Annotated in this window: 14 protein-coding genes and 1 pseudogene; 2 read left to right on the top strand and 13 right to left on the bottom strand. The window is 61.8% G+C overall.

Translation table 11 applies throughout. The features are described 5' to 3' along the window. Positions 1-7 precede the first annotated feature (7 nt). The 3 genes and pseudogenes from tnpC to tnpA form a co-directional block, all read right to left on the bottom strand. Positions 8-1,590 (bottom strand): annotated as a pseudogene (tnpC, locus tag ACP7DD_RS18020) (IS66 family transposase). 69 nt (positions 1,591-1,659) lie between these two features. Next, positions 1,660-2,016: an IS66 family insertion sequence element accessory protein TnpB gene (gene tnpB, locus ACP7DD_RS18015; protein WP_426176180.1), complete on the bottom strand. Its 357-nt coding sequence runs from the start codon at positions 2,014-2,016 to the stop codon at positions 1,660-1,662. Further along, entirely contained in the window at positions 2,016-2,315 is a 300-nt protein-coding gene (gene tnpA, locus ACP7DD_RS18010) for an IS66 family insertion sequence element accessory protein TnpA (protein ID WP_426176178.1), read from the bottom strand. Before tnpA ends, tnpB begins: the two co-directional genes overlap by 1 nt. A gap of 42 nt (positions 2,316-2,357) precedes the next feature. On the opposite strand from tnpA, the gene ACP7DD_RS18005 reads away from it, so the two are divergent. Both ACP7DD_RS18005 and ACP7DD_RS18000 read left to right on the top strand, forming a co-directional pair. After that, positions 2,358-3,992: a hypothetical protein gene (locus tag ACP7DD_RS18005; protein ID WP_426176177.1), complete on the top strand. Its 1,635-nt coding sequence runs from the start codon at positions 2,358-2,360 to the stop codon at positions 3,990-3,992. 8 nt (positions 3,993-4,000) lie between these two features. Then, on the top strand, positions 4,001-4,426 hold the full coding sequence (locus ACP7DD_RS18000; protein WP_426176176.1) for a hypothetical protein: 426 nt from the start codon (positions 4,001-4,003) through the stop codon (positions 4,424-4,426). 123 nt (positions 4,427-4,549) lie between these two features. Here the strand turns inward: ACP7DD_RS18000 and ACP7DD_RS17995 are convergent, their stop codons facing one another. The 10 genes from ACP7DD_RS17995 to ACP7DD_RS17950 form a co-directional block, all read right to left on the bottom strand. Next, positions 4,550-5,437 (bottom strand): MBL fold metallo-hydrolase, encoded by an 888-nt coding sequence (locus tag ACP7DD_RS17995; protein ID WP_426176174.1) that lies wholly within the window; start codon positions 5,435-5,437, stop codon positions 4,550-4,552. 160 nt (positions 5,438-5,597) lie between these two features. Next, positions 5,598-7,370, bottom strand: coding sequence for a PhoH family protein (locus ACP7DD_RS17990; protein WP_426176172.1), 1,773 nt, complete (start codon positions 7,368-7,370; stop codon positions 5,598-5,600). Positions 7,371-7,607: 237 nt separating this feature from the next. Further along, positions 7,608-8,078, bottom strand: coding sequence for a peroxiredoxin (locus ACP7DD_RS17985; RefSeq protein ID WP_426176171.1), 471 nt, complete (start codon positions 8,076-8,078; stop codon positions 7,608-7,610). Continuing rightward, positions 8,071-9,057 carry a polysaccharide deacetylase family protein gene (locus ACP7DD_RS17980; protein WP_426176170.1) on the bottom strand — a complete coding sequence of 329 codons (987 nt, stop codon included), beginning with the start codon at positions 9,055-9,057 and terminating at the stop codon, positions 8,071-8,073. The genes ACP7DD_RS17985 and ACP7DD_RS17980 overlap by 8 nt, the downstream gene beginning before the upstream one ends. Positions 9,058-9,069: 12 nt before the next feature. Further along, complete coding sequence (locus ACP7DD_RS17975) at positions 9,070-10,002, bottom strand: formyltransferase (RefSeq protein ID WP_426176168.1); 933 nt, start codon at positions 10,000-10,002, stop codon at positions 9,070-9,072. Beyond that, positions 10,002-10,988, bottom strand: coding sequence for a glycosyltransferase (locus ACP7DD_RS17970; RefSeq protein ID WP_426176228.1), 987 nt, complete (start codon positions 10,986-10,988; stop codon positions 10,002-10,004). Before ACP7DD_RS17970 ends, ACP7DD_RS17975 begins: the two co-directional genes overlap by 1 nt. 17 nt (positions 10,989-11,005) lie before the next feature. Continuing rightward, entirely contained in the window at positions 11,006-12,148 is a 1,143-nt protein-coding gene (locus ACP7DD_RS17965) for a DegT/DnrJ/EryC1/StrS family aminotransferase (RefSeq protein ID WP_426176167.1), read from the bottom strand. An 88-nt stretch (positions 12,149-12,236) separates the two neighbouring features. Beyond that, entirely contained in the window at positions 12,237-12,611 is a 375-nt protein-coding gene (locus ACP7DD_RS17960; protein ID WP_426176166.1) for an EamA family transporter, read from the bottom strand. Beyond that, on the bottom strand, positions 12,608-14,269 hold the full coding sequence (locus ACP7DD_RS17955) for a glycosyltransferase family 39 protein (RefSeq protein WP_426176165.1): 1,662 nt from the start codon (positions 14,267-14,269) through the stop codon (positions 12,608-12,610). Before ACP7DD_RS17955 ends, ACP7DD_RS17960 begins: the two co-directional genes overlap by 4 nt. Continuing rightward, positions 14,269-14,652, bottom strand: a complete 384-nt coding sequence (locus ACP7DD_RS17950; protein ID WP_426176164.1) for an Mth938-like domain-containing protein — start codon at positions 14,650-14,652, stop codon at positions 14,269-14,271. The genes ACP7DD_RS17955 and ACP7DD_RS17950 overlap by 1 nt, the downstream gene beginning before the upstream one ends. Positions 14,653-14,722 lie beyond the last annotated feature (70 nt).

The following is a 14,722-nucleotide window of genomic DNA, read 5'->3' as shown; positions in this document are numbered from 1 at the left end:
GAATCGGCTATCGGTTGGCGTAGTTGAATGGCAGCAGGTCGGTCACGTCGTCACCGGCTTGGCGTTTCGGCAGTTCGGTCAGGACATGACGCAGCCAGGCGTAGGGTTCGACGTTGCAGGCCCGGCACGTGAGCATGAGGCTGTAGATGACGGCACTGGCGTCGGCACCGGGCACGGAGTCCGAGAAGAGCCATGCCTTTCGAGCTGTTGCGAAGGGGCGGATTTCCCGTTCGATCAAATTGTTGTCGATACAGTAGCGGCCGTCATCGATATAGCGATAGATGTACAGCCACTGCCCGATCGCATAGGCGATCGCCTTGCCGATCAACGATTGTGGCATGACCTCTTTCTGGTTTTTCACCAGCCAGGCATGGAGGGCGTCCAGGATCGGGCGACTCTTTTCCTGCCGCCATTGGTGGATGCGCTCGATCTCGGTCAAGTCGTCGGGCAACGCCTTTTTGCGCGCCATCGCCTCGATATGGTAAAGCTTGCCGATCATGTCGAGCGCTTCCTTGGCCCGGCCGGTCGGATGCTTCTGCGCCTTGAGCGCCTCGTCGAACTTACGCCTCAGGTGGGCCATGCACCCAAGGTGCTTGAGGCCGGTGAACATACGCCAGGCAGAGTAGCCATCGGTCATGATGGCGCCCGCATAGCCCTTGAGGAAGCGTTCCGGATATTCATGCCCGCGCCCGGGCTGATACTCGAACAGCACGACCGGCCGAGCGCTTCTTTCGCCGCTGCGGTAGACCCACATATAAGATTTGCTCTGGGCCTTGCGGCCATCCTCCTTGAGCACCTGGACCGTGGTCTCATCGCCATGGATGAGAGGCTCGGTCAGTAGTATCTGTTGCATTGCCTCGTAGAGCGGTGTCATCAGTACGCCGGCCTTGATGCACCAGCTCGCCAAGGTCCCGCGTGCGATGTCCACCTCGCCGCGCAGCAGCGCTGCATGCTGGCGGTACAGAGGCATACCGTCGGCATATTTGGCGGTCAAGACCGTGGCCAGGGTGCCGGGGCTGGCATTGCTGCCCGGGATCGGCTGGGTCGGCATCGGGCTGGTGACGATCGTGCTCGACTCGCCATGGCGGTCGCAGTGGCGGCAGGCGTATTTGAAGCGCACGTGCTGCAAGACCTGCACCGTGGCCGGAATGATGTCGAGTTGCTCGCTCGTTTCCTCGCCATGCGGTGAAGCGCGCCCTGGCAGCAGGCGCAGACCTTCTCCGACTCGGGCAGGTCGTGCTCGACGCGCTTGCGCGGCAGGTGCGCAGGCAGGCTCTTGCGGCCGCGTTTCTTGGCCGGCGTCGTTGGCTGCCTGTCTGGCATGTCGTCGAATTCGTCTTCCTCGGGAAACGCGGCTGCATCCTGTTCGGCTTCGTTGAAGAGGCTGCCCTGGCCGCTCGCCTTCTCGGACGATGGCGCGAAGCGCTTGAGCTGGGCCAGCCGGAACTGATCCTCCAGGAACGCGACCCGCTGCTCCAATTTGGCGACCTGGCCCTGGTAGTTGGACGACGCCGCAGCCCGCTCCTCAAGGTCGCGGATGTAGTCGCGAAGCTCGGGATGGATGGTGGCGATGAGGTCGGGTAAGTGCATGCCCGAGACTGTACCAAAACAAATTTCGTTTTGGGTTTACGTATTTTTGATGTTTACCAAAAATATTTTTCAGCACATGGCGCGCCGCTCGAACGTCTGGTGGGCAACCGCGTTTTGCCAGTTCAGACCATCGATCAGCCAGCGTAGCTGCCGCGCCGTCACGGCCAGCGACTGCGCATCGTCGCCAATCTTCGGCCAGTGGAACCGGCCCTGTTCGAGGCGCCGGCAATGCAGCCAGAATCCGTTGGTGTCCCAATGAAGGATTTTGAGCCGATCGCGTCCGCGGTTACAGAATACAAACCAGTGCGCGCCGACCGGGTCATGCCCGAGCGTTTCGGCGACCACCAGGGCAAGCCCGTTGATCGACTTGCGCATGTCGTGGTGACCCGTCGCCAGATATACCAGCCCTTGCGGCGTGCCCCACATCAGCGCAGCACCTCAAGCAGACCCTTAACCCAGCCAAGCTGTTCCAGGCTGGCGATCCGGATCACATAGCCATGCGGGGTCTCAAGTTGCAGAGCATGCTTCCCCGGCTGGCCGACAAAGGGCAAGGCGATCAGGCTGGTTGCCGGCTGCGCTGGCACCGACAAGCGTTTGCGCCAGTAATGAAATGTCGTCTCGGTAAGCCCTTCGCGGACGCACCACGCCTTTATGCCAAGGCCCGACACTGCCTGCTCGTGCATCCGTGCCGACCATACCTGCTGCTTCGATTCTGTTTGCATCATTGCGACTCCGTTCTGTTTTGGGAGCCGCCAGTTTGTTTACCTGTGATCAGGAATGGAAGGTGGGGTAAAAATCCCGCTCACGCTGAAGGGTGGCAAGCCGTTTGCACCGCCCCTGATTTTTGCAAGGTCGGCAAAGATGTAGTTGCGTTTAACAGCTTTGCGACACTTGATCAGAAGCGTTCAGCCTCACCCAATGTAAAGGCACGCGGCACAGCGATTTATCGCCAAGGCGACGTTCTGCAAAATGTGCAGGCGGACGCAGGCAAGCACGTTGTGTCCGGAACGTCCCTCGGTAGCGGCCACGTCAAGATCTTGGATGGCCATGCCAACGTCAAAGTCAACGGTGTTCCTGTCGCCCGTCACGATAGTCGGTGTTTGATCAATTGCGACGCGTCCGGAGTTGGCGGCGCGCAGGGAAAGCTAGTAACAGAACAGAAAGCAGCAGGCTCGGCTCCTCCGCGGGTGGAGTCCACGCTTCCGCCAGGGCAGCGCACCAGCGCAAAACTTGAGGCACTTAAAAAAGCGAGGGAGGAAGTCGCGGCAGGGATGCTCAACTTTGATGCGCTCGACGAGTACCTGAATTTTCAGCAGACAAACGAAGTACTCGACGGGCTGATCAAAAACATTAGAGCCGATCAAGGGACGGGTGCCGACTACGCCGCTCAAGTCGCGCGAGGTGTACTCGGTTTTGCCAAGGATTTCGTATTAGGTGCGGGTGAGCTGGCGTATGAAGGCATTAAAGCCGTGCCCAAGTTCGAGCGTCTCACTCAAACGGACAGCGGGAAACTGCACGCCCACTTTGATGCCCAGATCCTAGCCGAAAACATCCGGCTCGATAACGTCACTGCCGGCTCCGTGGGCAAGGGTGCGCTCAACATCGGCAAGGCTATCGTTGCGCCAGTTAAAGACCCTTGGGAAAAGGGGCAATATGCTGAATCGGTTACCCGCGCTGGCACAGAAGTATTCGCTGCGTCGTTAGGCTGGCTGAAGGGAGGCAAGGCGGCGCGTGCCGCTAAAGCGGCCAATGCAGAAAGGGCCGGAGCAAAATCGGCAAGCGCAGACGCAATTAAATCAGAAACTTCGATTGCGCGTGAAATGGTTGTTCGCCCGGACGATGGGGTTCACGTCGTGCGGGCCACTAAGCCAGCCTTTAGCGGTGATTGGGAAAACTACGTGACTCACGGACTCAACAAAAATCCCATGCTTTCACCGGAAGGGCGGCGAATGGTAGTGGAATTCGAAAAGCAAGGGTTGGGGCATGAGCGCGCTGTTGCGGAAGCTAGCCAACTTATTAAGAGTGGTTCGTCCCTGCCGGTTGCGAAAGCAGTTGATATCGGCGATAAATTTTACAAGGTAGTCACAGAGGGTGCTGCTGTTGGCGACAAGAGTGCCTTCTGGGCTACGAAAGAGGAAGTCCTCGCGTTAAAAGGGATGAGTTATGATCAAATTGCAAATAAATTTGGAATGCCGCTAATTTCCCAGCAGGGGAAGGCGTTCCAAGTGGTTGAGGTGACAGCCCTAAGAAACAGTACTAGTTTCACCTCGGTTATCGCACGAACCACAGAAGTAGGCGCTAACGGTACCCTGTGGTCTCAGAAGGCGGGTGGAGTACAATCGCTGTTGATAGATCGCAGCGCCTTTTCCTCTCCCATTACGACGGCCATAACATTACCTTAGGTGAATAAATGTTTAAGAAGCTTGTTAGACATGACGACTGGCATTTTTTGGAAGTAGATCCTGTTCGGTTAAAGCGTAAGGCTATTGAACTGCGTAAGCAGATAGAGCAAAAGGTGCCACCCGCAAATGATCAATATGGCTTTCGCAAAGTAACGCTGCCAATCATTGATGCTGCCGTCCGAGGGGAAATATTAGAATCATTGGACATGGAGAAATCCAAATTCATCAGCGGCAATTTCCAGCGGGCCAAGCAAGAGGGTGACTTGCCGCCTGAGTATGATGAGGAATTCCTCGATGCAGTGGCTGGTTTTTTGGTAACGGTTCAAGGGCTCATGCTTGATCCGTCGGATGAAGTTGTGGTGGATGGAGTTTCCTACCGTTGGGCGGATTTCGAAAGCGATGGTGATGGCCCCGACGATGTGCGTTATTGGTGAAGAATTAGTTCGCTTTGAGCTTAGAACACTCTCCGATGACGCCGTGAACAGACGAGCTTTGTCGAATCGAAGCGCGAGCTCTTGTATGGCAGATACCTTTGGTAATGTTTGCGGAAAATGCCTTCAGGCCAACGCGACTTCCAATCCCTCGTAAGCCAGCACCACCTTCAGCGACGCCGGCAGCCGATGCCGCGCCAGCAAATCCGCAAACACCGCCTCCAGATCATCGTCGGACCGCGTTGGCTCATGATGCGTAACGTACAGCACCTTCGCGCCAACCCGTACCGCCATCTCCAGCGCCGAATCGAGCGTGCCGTGTCCCCATCCCTGCTTGGCCGGATACTCCAGGTGCGTGTACGAACAGTCGACAATCAACGCATCTACGCCCCGCATCGCCTCATCGATTTCGCGTTGGCGCTGCTCCATGTGCGCCTGATAAGCTGCATGCCGATCGTCCTCCTGCGGATACCGGTTATAAAACGGCTCATGGTCCCCGGTGAAAAACATCGACTTGCCGTTGCAGGTGATGCGGTAGCCAAGATTGGTACACGGGTGATTCATCAGCACATTGTCGACAACGGCGTCGCCGACGGCGACCTGCTCGCCAAAGGTCAGCGTCTGGTATTCGATGGTAGCGTCCATCTGCGCTTCGCCGACCGGGAAGTAGCTGTTCTGCAGTTGCACGCCGAGCACGTGTTCGATGCCCTTGCCGGTGGCCGGATCGACGGCGCCGTGCAGCCGCACCATGCTGCCACGGTTGAACAGCGGCGTAAAAAACGGCAAACCGTGAATGTGGTCCCAGTGGCTATGGGTGATGAAGATGTGGGCGCGCACGGGCAGGCGCGCAACCAGCTGCTGCGCCAGCGCGAAGATGCCGGTGCCGGCGTCAAGGATGATCAGCGTGCCGTCATCGGTGCATACCTCGATGCACGTGGTGTTGCCGCCGTAACGCGCGGTGCGAGGCCCAGGCGACGGGATCGATCCGCGCACCCCCCAAAATCGGAATTTCATGATGTCATTTCCCGTCGACCAATTGGCTTTTTAGTAACAGCTGCGCGTATTTTCGCGTTGCAATTGACTGGATGATATCCGGTTTTACCCCCAATGGCTCGACAATAAAAAAACCCCGCGCACCGTGTGGCGCGCAGGGTTTCGTAGGGAGGAATGTTGCTTAAAGCACTTCGCTGGCGTGATCAGCCAGGCGCGAACGCTCGCCGCGGGCCAGTGTCACATGGCCGCTGTGCGACCAGCCCTTGAAGCGATCCACCACATAGGTCAGGCCGCTCGAACCTTCGGTCAGGTATGGCGTGTCGATCTGCGCGATGTTGCCCAGGCACAGGATCTTGGTGCCGGGACCGGCGCGCGTGACGAGCGTCTTGAGTTGCTTCGGCGTCAGGTTCTGCGCTTCGTCGATGATCAGGAACTTGTTGACGAAGGTTCGGCCGCGCATGAAGTTGAGCGACTTGATCTTGATGCGCGAACGAATCAGGTCCTGCGTCGCCGCGCGGCCCCATTCGCCGCCGTCCGAATCGGACTTGTTGAGCACCTCGAGGTTGTCGTCGAACGCGCCCATCCATGGCGACATCTTCTCTTCCTCGGTACCTGGCAGAAAGCCGATGTCTTCGCCCACCGGCACCGTCACGCGGGTGACGATGATCTCGTTGTACAGCTTCGTCTCGAGCACCTGCGCCAGGCCGGCGGCGAGCGCCAGCAAGGTCTTGCCGGTGCCGGCCTGGCCGAGCAGGGTGACGAAATCGCAGTCCGGGTTCATCAGCAGGTTCAGCGCGAAGTTCTGCTCGCGGTTGCGCGCGGTCACGCCCCACACGTTGTTCTTGGTGTGGCTAAAGTCGCGCAAGGTCTGCAGCACGGCGGTTTTGCCGTTGAGCTGCTTGACCTGGCCGTAGAAAGGCGCCTCGCCATTCTTCGGCTCAAGGAACACGAACTGGTTCATCAGCAAGGTCGGAATGGTCGGGCCGGTCACGCGGTAGAAGGTGGCGGAGGAACCGTTCTTGTTCTCCTGCCAGGACTCCATGTCCTTGCCGTTCTTGTTCCAGAAATCATCCGGCAGCTGGACGATGCCGGAATACAGCAGGTCGGTGTCTTCCAGCACGTGGTCGTTGAAGTAATCTTCAGCCGGCAGGCCCAGCGCGCGCGCCTTGATGCGCATGTTGATGTCTTTCGACACCAGCACGATGGCGCGGCCCGGCAGCTCGCTCTCCAGGTTGCGCACCACGCCAAGGATCTGGTTGTCGGCCTTGCCGACTGGCAGGCCTTCCGGCAGGGTCGGGCCGTTTTGCAGGCGCGTCTGGAAGAACAGGCGGCCCTTGGCGTCCTTGTTGCCCAGCTTGGCGAGCGGGATGCCCGCCTCGATGGCGTCGTCGTCGATGTTGGCGATCAGCGCGTCGAGCGTGCGCGAAACCTGGCGTGCATTGCGCGCCACTTCCGACATGCCCTTCTTGTGGTCGTCCAGCTCTTCGAGCGTCATCATCGGCAGGTAGACGTCGTGCTCCTCGAAGCGGAACAGCGATGACGGGTCATGCATCAGCACGTTCGTGTCGAGCACGAACATCTTGGTGGCGCCGGTCTTGTCGGCCTGGCGGCTGGTGGACGACTTGATGATCGCCTCGACCGGCTTGTGCTTGGCCGGATGCGGCACGTCGCGTTCGTCGTCGTTCTGCTCCTTGGCGCGCGCGGCAGGGCGCGCAGCAGCCACTGGCAACGGCGTCGGCGCGGCAGGCGCGTGAGCCGCGGCCTTGGCGGTCTTGACGGCGCGGATCGCTTTCGGCGCCGGCACGGCCTTGCCGCTGATCAGGTCTTCGACCGGATCGAGCGGCGCCGCGGCTGCCACCGCGCGTACCGCGCCCTTGGCGCCGCGTTCGGCTTTTGGATAGTCTTTTGCCAGCAGCAGCGCAGCCGGCTTGGTAGGAAGTTTTGGCAGTGGCATCAGGGTCTCAATCTAAAAAAGTTCCGAAGGGCCGCGAGGCGAGGCGCACGCAGCACCTGGCACATCGCGTTCAGGGCCTGGTCGTATAGCAAGGGGGAGGCGCTGGTCAGGCACGGCATAGTGGCCGCGCCGGCAGGCCGCCAGATTGGGATGATGCAGGAAGAGAAAACGGTGACTCAAAATGGGCGGATGCAATCGATGTTCTACAGCAGGTTGATCAACGGGAAGCCATCCTTGCTAGGGCTGGCTTTTCACGAACTCCAGCACTTCATCGGCGTGATCTGCAACCTTCACGCCACGCCATTCTTTCACCATTCGGCCCTCAGCGTCAATTACAAACGTGCTACGTTCGACCCCGCGGACTTGCTTGCCATACATATTCTTCATCTTCATGACGTTGAACTGCAGGCAGACGGCTTCTTCCGGATCGGAGATCAGTTCAAACGGCAGCCCCAGCTTCGACTTGAAGCCTTCGTGCGAGCGCAGCGAATCGCGGCTGATGCCGTAAATTTCGGTGCCGGCGGCAACGAACTGCTCGTGCAGTTCGCGAAACGCGATGCTCTCGGTCGTGCAGCCGGGCGTGTTGTCCTTCGGGTAGAAGTACAGCACGGTATAGCGTGCCGGACGGCCGCCAAGCTGGAATGTCTTGTCACCAGTCATGGGTGCGGAAAAATCGGTTACGGATGCTGGGGTTTGGCTATCAGCCACGAGGCTCTCCTGGACGCGCTCCGGTCGGGTCGGCCACGATCAGTTCACCTGAACGGCCGGGCAATTCGCCCCAGCTTACCGGATAGTCGGGCAAGGGCAAGTCTTTCACTTTCTGGTAATAGTCGGCCATCGACGCGAGTTGGTAGCCTTGGGCTTTCCAACCTGATAATAGCTGTTCGAATATGGGGCTGAGTTTTTGTCCTTCAAGCTCCGCGTGCAAGGTATATACATGATCGCGTTCGGCGCCGGCCGTCAGCTTCAGCAAGTGCCCGGCGATATTGCTTGTCGTGATGGTGACGCCGTCGATGGTACGGCCCAGCAGCTCATCGAGCGTCGGCAGCGTTGTCGGCAATTGCACGCAGTTGGTGCCGGCGATCCGGTGCGGGCCGCAACGCGCATCCAATAGCGAACCGTCGTCGCGCAACATGGCCCGTCCGTCCGACGCGTACGGGAAACCGGCGGCGTCGTGTTCCTTGAATGCATGCTCATTCATCTGCCAGCCGGCCGCGCCATGGGTCGACGCCGGCTGACCGAATACGAACCTGAAGCGGTCCTCGGCGCGGCGCATGATGTGCGACGTCCAGCTGGCGCCGTGCTTGCGCACACCGTCTTGCCAGCGCACGTGGTCCCAGGTGTGGATGCCACATTCGAAGCCGGCGTACTGCGCCTGCATCATCTGGTCGGCGCAGTGGCGTCCGATGTCCGGCGCCGGCAGCAGCACACCGTACATCAGCGTTTTCAGGCCGTAATGTTCGAGTACCGACGTGCGCGACACCTTGGTGAAAAATCCAGGGCGAAATGCGCGCTTCAATGCCCAGCCGGTGTGATCCGGTCCGAGCGAGAACAAGAAGGTGGCATGGGCGTCATGCGCCTTGAGCAGGCGTACCAGATTCGGCACGCCTTCACGCGTGCCGCGATAGGTGTCAACGTCGATCTTCAGCGTCAGCAGCGGGCCTTTGGTGCGAAATTGTTCAGTCAAATCATCAATCCATCAGGCTTTGGCTTCGCCTGCCTGGCCGCGGCAGGCGTCTAAAATGTCCCGGAGCTGGGCCGGCGAGACAGGTTCGCCGTCGGCCAGCAGGCTGGAAATGGCGAGCGCGCGGCCGTCGCCGCACACGCCAACGATGCAATTATCCACCACAGCTAGTCCGGCAGGCAACTCGCTGCGCAAGAGCGGCAACAACCTTGCCTTTTCGATAATGAAACGCTGGCCGCCGGCATCCGTGAACGCGCCGGGGTAGGGCGGCGCCACCGCGCGGTGCAAGTTGTAGACTTCGCTGGCGGGCTGCGACCAGTCGATGCGGCCGTCTTCCGGCTTGCGTCCGCCAAAATAGCCGCCCTGCGACAGGTCGTTGACGCGGCGCGGTGCGCTGCCGTCGAGCAGACCGGGCAGCACTTGCCACAGCGCCTGCTCGGCCGCAACGGTGACCTTGCCGAACACTTCGTAGGCGGTGTCGTCCGGCAAAATCGGCACCGCGCTCTGCGCGACGATGGCGCCGGCGTCCGGCTTGACGGTCATTTCGTGCAGCGTGGCGCCGGTCGCGCGCGCGCCGTGCAGCACCGCCCAGTTGACCGGCGCGCGGCCGCGAAACTGCGGCAGCAGCGAGCCGTGCATGTTGAACGCGGGCGCCACCGCCAGCAGCAACGCCGGCAGCATGTTGCGGTAGTAAAAGCTGAACATCAGATCCGGTTGCGCCGCCCGCACCTGCGCCAGCAGCTCGGGCGAGCCGGCGTCGGCCGGCGTGACGAACGCGATGCCTTCGGCCTGGCACAGCGAGATGACCGACTCGAACCAGATATTTTCGCCGGCGCTGTCCTCGTGCGTGACCACCAGCGCGACGTCGACGCCGCCGGCCAGCAACACTTTCAGGCAGCGTACCCCGACATTGTGATACGCGAAGACAACCGCGCGGCGCGCTGCCATCAGCGCGACACCTGGCGTTTTTCCACCGCCAGGTCGATCTGCTCGTCCTTGCCGGGCACGTGCTGCAAGATGGTCTGCACGACGTAGCGCGGCCGCGCGCGCACCTGCTGGAAGATGCGGCCGATGTATTCGCCCAGCAACCCGATGCCGAACAGGATCACGCCCATGAAGAAGAAGGCGATCGCGAACAGCGTGAACACGCCTTCGGCTTCGGCGCCGAGGATGAAGCGGCGGATCAGCAGCATCACCACCAGCAGCGCCGACAGCAGCGACATGATCATGCCCAGCATCGAGAAGATTTGCAGCGGCACCAGCGAGAACCCGGTCACCAGGTCGAAGTTCAGCCGGATCAGGCTGTAGAGCGAATACTTCGATTCGCCGGCCGAGCGTTCCTCGTGCTCGACGTTGATCTCGGTCGGCTTGCGCGAAAACTTGTACGCCAGCGCCGGCACGAACGTGTTGACCTCGCCGCACTGGTTGACCAGGTCGATGACGTTGCGCCCGTAGGCACGCAGCATGTTGCCCTGGTCGGTGATCTTGATGTTGGTAATGCGGTAGCGCAGCCGGTTCATCATCTTCGAGGCGATCGTGCGCCACGCCGAATCCTGGCGCTTGCGGCGGATCGAGCCGACGTAATCGTAGCCTTCGCGAATCTTCTCGACCAGCTTGTGGATTTCCTCCGGCGGGTTTTGCAGGTCGGCGTCGAGCGTGACGACGATTTCGCCGCGGATCGCTTCAAAGCCGGCCAGGATCGCCATGTGCTGGCCGTAGTTGCCGTTAAACAGCACCACGCGGGTGACGTCCGGGCGCGTGCGGAACTGCTCGGCCAGGATCGACACCGAGTTGTCGTGGCTGCCGTCGTTGACGAACACGATCTCGTACGGGATGCCGATCTTGTCGAGCGCCGGATACAGGCGCTCGAACAGCGCGGCCAGGCCCGCTTCCTCGTTATAGATAGGAATGACGACCGACAGTTCGGGCTTCATGGCGGTGATGCTGGCGCTCATTTGGCCAGCACCGATTTGACCGCGGCCACCGCGCGCTCGACGTCCGCTTCGGTCATCGCGTAGAACATCGGCAACGTCACCGTCAGCCGGCCGATCCGCTCCGACTCGGGGAACATGCCTTCCTTGAAGCCCATCTCGCGGTACAAGGTGAACAGGTGGATCGGCGCGTAGTGAAAGCCGGTGCCGACGTTGAAGTCGCTTTTCATGTGCGTCATGAAATCGGCGCGCGTGGTCGGGCCGCGGTCCGGCAGGATGATCTGGAACAGGTGCCAGTTCGACGTGTCGAACGCCTGCTGCGGCAGCTGGGCGCCGGTCTGCGCCTCGAAGTCAAGGCCGAAGCTCTTGAAATAATGCGCGGCCAGCGTGCGGCGGTGCGCGTTGACCACGTCGATCGTTTTCATCTGGCCGATGCCGATGGCCGCGGCGATGTCGGTCATGTTGTACTTGCCGCCCAGTACGTCGACATCGATGCCGTCGACGCCGCTGCGCGTCACGCCCTGCAGCCTGAACTTGTCGGCCAGCGCCGCTTCCTCGGCCGTGTTCATCACCAGGCAGCCGCCTTCGCCGGTGGTCAGGTTCTTGTTGACCTGGAAGCTGAACGAGGCGAAGTCGCCGAAGGCGCCGATGCGGCGGCCCTTCCAGGTCGAGCCGAAGGCCTGGGCGGCGTCTTCCACCACGCGCAGCTTGTGCTTGTCGGCGATCGCGTACAGGCGGTCCATGTCGACCGGCAGGCCGGCCAGGTAGACCGGGATGATGGCGCGGGTGCGCGGCGTGATCGCCTCTTCCAGCTTGTCCAGGTCGATGTTGCGGGTGACCGGGTCGATGTCGGCGAACACCGGCGTCGCGCCCACTTCGAGGATGACGTTGGCGGTGGCCACCCACGACACCGGCGTGGTGATCACTTCGTCGCCGGGACCCACGCCGGCGATGCGCAGCGCGATCTCCATCGTGCAGGTGCCGGAGTTGAAGGTGCGTACCGGGCGCCCGCCGAAGTAGGCCGACAGCTGCGCCTCGAACGCCGCCACCTGCGGGCCGCCGTTGGTGAGCCATCCGGAGCGCAGCACGTCGCCGACGGCGGCGATGGTGTCTTCGTCGATGGTCGGGCGGGAGAAGGGCAGGAAGGGCAACTGGGCAGTCATTGAATTCTCTTGTTTAAGTAGGCTTTTGGCGCGGCGCCGGGCGCCGCCAAATGGGGCATTCTAGCAGCGTTCGAGGCCGCGCCAGCCGTCACGTCCTGGCCAGCAGGGCCACGCCGACCATGATCACGCCGATCGCCATCAGGCGCTGCATCGACACCGTTTCGCCAAGGAAAAACCAGGCGGCTGCGGCGGCGACGACGTAGCCGAGCGAGAGCATCGGATAGGCGATCGTCACGTCGGCGCGCGACAGGCCGATGATCCACACCACCAGCGAGATCGCATAGCAGGCCAGGCCCGCCAGGATCGGCAGCTGGGTGACGACCTTGATGCCGGTGACGAACCAGTTCTGCGCCGTCAGGTGGATGGCGCCTCCCAGCGCGTTGGTGCCGGCCTTGAGGAAGATCTGGGCGGCGGCGTTAAGCAGCACGCCGGTGATAATGAAAGCGAAAGTGGACCAGGTCATTTGCGGATATCGTTGGCGATCACGGTGCGGCGCTCGTCGCGCGCCACTACGCGCATCGGCACGCCTTTCTGTTGGAGGTCTGTATAAATGTCGGCGCGGATGAAGGCGATGTCGCGCACGCCGGCGGCGGCGTCGCGGGTCCATTTTTCGACAAACGCGTCTACCGTCGGCATGCCAAGTTCCGGCTGCTGCTTGAGGCCAAACGCGAATTCATCGGTGTAGTTCACCAGCACCGTGGTGCGCTGCAGGTAGAACGTCATCGACTGCTCGTAGGTGCCGACCGAGAAGATGGTGCTGTCGGGCCGCAGCTCGGCGCGGATGGCCGGCAGCATCCCGGCGCCGGCGCGCGCGTGGCCGATCGGTTCGAACCCGGCCAGTATCAGGCCGGTGGTGGCAAAGCCGGTCACCGCCAGCACCACCACCATCAGGTCGCGCTGCATCTGGCGCGCGTACACGATCGCCAGCGCGGCGCCGGCCAGCGCGACGAAGCCGGCCGCCAGCACGTACGGCTGGAACGCCTGGTACAGATGCTCCTCGCCGTGCTTGGACATCTTCGCCATGAACGGCACCATCGCCATCAGCGCCACGCCGACCAGCGACATCGAGCCGGCCGTCAGGATGCGGCTGCGGCGCGTGCCCACTTCAAGGTAGTTCGCCACCAGCAGCGCCAGCGCCGGGAAGATCGGCAGGATGTAACCGGGCAGCTTGGAGTTCGACTTGGTGAAGAACAGCACGATGAAGACGGCCCAGATCAGCAGCATCAGGCGCGGTCGGAAGCGGCCCGCCTCCTTCTGCACGCCCAGGCGCAGGCTTTGCAGCAGCACGCCGACCCACGGCACCATGCCGGCCGCGGTCAGCATGAAGAAGATGTACCAGACCTGCTCGCGGTGGTGCTCCTTGAGGAAGAAGCGGTTCCAGTGTTCGTGCACGAAAAAGAAGTAGGGCTGCTCGGGGTTGCGCATCGCGACCAGCACGAACCACGGCGCTGCGACGGCGAAAAACACCAGCAGCCCCTTGCCCAGGTGCAGCCGGCCCCATAAGTTCCAGTCGCGCGTGAACAGCGTGTAGAGCACCAGCACGGCGCCCGGCAGCACCAGGCCGATCAGACCTTTCGACAGCACCGCCAGCGCCATGCCGGCCCAGCACACCAGCATCCAGTTGCGTTGTTCTGCGGCGCTGGCGTCGTCGCGCTGCGCCAGCAGCAGGGCGCACAGGGCGATCGTCATCATGCCGGACAATCCCATGTCGAGCGAATCGATCTGGCTGCAGGCGACCCAGTAGAAGCACGAGCCGAGCACCAGCGCGGCGTAAAAGCCGGTGCGCTGGCCGAATACCTTGCTGCCGGCGTAGCCGGTCATCACGACGCCGAGGATGCCGCAGGCGCCAGTCCACAGGCGCGCCTGCCAGTCGCCCAGGCCGAACACGGTGAACGACAGCGCGTTCATCCAGGTCTGCAGCGGCGGCTTTTCGAAGTACTTGATGCCGTTTAAGCGGGTGGTGACCCAGTCGCCGCTGACGAACATCTCGCGCGCCATTTCGGCGTAGCGCCCTTCGTCGGGCGGCACCAGGGTGCGCACGCCCAGCAGGTACAGCGTGGCGACGGCGAACACGGCAAACAGGGTCCAGATGACGGTGCGCGACTTGTGCAGTTCGTTCATCAGGCAGCCGGCGCTTGCAGAATCAGCGCCAGGGTGACCTTGCGGCCCTCGCCCATCAGGATGTTGTAGGTGCGGCAGGCGGCCTGGTTGTCCATGCATTCGACGCCGATGCGCCGGCCCGACAGGGTGGCGATCAGGCGCGGATGGATGAAGCGCTGGCGCTCGCCCGTGCCGAGGATGACGACGTCGGGCGAGGTGGCGGCGATGGCCTCGAAATGGGCCTCGGTGAGCTCTTCGAAGGCGGCCACCGGCCAAGGCTGCGGCGGCGTTTCCGGCATCACCGTCAAGCTGTGCTGGTAGGGCGTGGCGTTGATTTCGACACCGCCGTCGAAGTAGCCGGTGACCGTCTGGTATTGCTGGGTTGAGCTGGAATGGAGCTTCATGGCGTTGGCGTCTCGTGTGCAGGCGCGTGGATTTCGCGGCATTGTCGGGCGGCTGTTCGCCGCGTGCGGG

The sequence above is a fragment of the Massilia sp. TWR1-2-2 genome (assembly GCF_049897565.1).
In the GTDB taxonomy this organism is placed as follows: Bacteria; Pseudomonadota; Gammaproteobacteria; order Burkholderiales; family Burkholderiaceae_D; genus JAFCUW01.
This window is presented reverse-complemented; position numbering and strand designations above follow the sequence as displayed.

Coding starts and splice junctions, on each gene's coding strand:
- tnpB (WP_426176180.1), bottom strand. CDS start 2,016: ATGTGGGGCACGCCGCAAGGGCTGGTATATCTGGCGACGGGTCACCAC.
- tnpA (WP_426176178.1), bottom strand. CDS start 2,315: ATGATGCAAACAGAATCGAAGCAGCAGGTATGGTCGGCACGGATGCAC.
- ACP7DD_RS18000 (WP_426176176.1), top strand. CDS start 4,001: ATGTTTAAGAAGCTTGTTAGACATGACGACTGGCATTTTTTGGAAGTA.
- ACP7DD_RS17995 (WP_426176174.1), bottom strand. CDS start 5,437: ATGAAATTCCGATTTTGGGGGGTGCGCGGATCGATCCCGTCGCCTGGG.
- ACP7DD_RS17990 (WP_426176172.1), bottom strand. CDS start 7,370: ATGCCACTGCCAAAACTTCCTACCAAGCCGGCTGCGCTGCTGCTGGCA.
- ACP7DD_RS17975 (WP_426176168.1), bottom strand. CDS start 10,002: ATGGCAGCGCGCCGCGCGGTTGTCTTCGCGTATCACAATGTCGGGGTA.
- ACP7DD_RS17970 (WP_426176228.1), bottom strand. CDS start 10,988: ATGAAGCCCGAACTGTCGGTCGTCATTCCTATCTATAACGAGGAAGCG.
- ACP7DD_RS17965 (WP_426176167.1), bottom strand. CDS start 12,148: ATGACTGCCCAGTTGCCCTTCCTGCCCTTCTCCCGCCCGACCATCGAC.
- ACP7DD_RS17960 (WP_426176166.1), bottom strand. CDS start 12,611: ATGACCTGGTCCACTTTCGCTTTCATTATCACCGGCGTGCTGCTTAAC.
- ACP7DD_RS17955 (WP_426176165.1), bottom strand. CDS start 14,269: ATGAACGAACTGCACAAGTCGCGCACCGTCATCTGGACCCTGTTTGCC.
- ACP7DD_RS17950 (WP_426176164.1), bottom strand. CDS start 14,652: ATGAAGCTCCATTCCAGCTCAACCCAGCAATACCAGACGGTCACCGGC.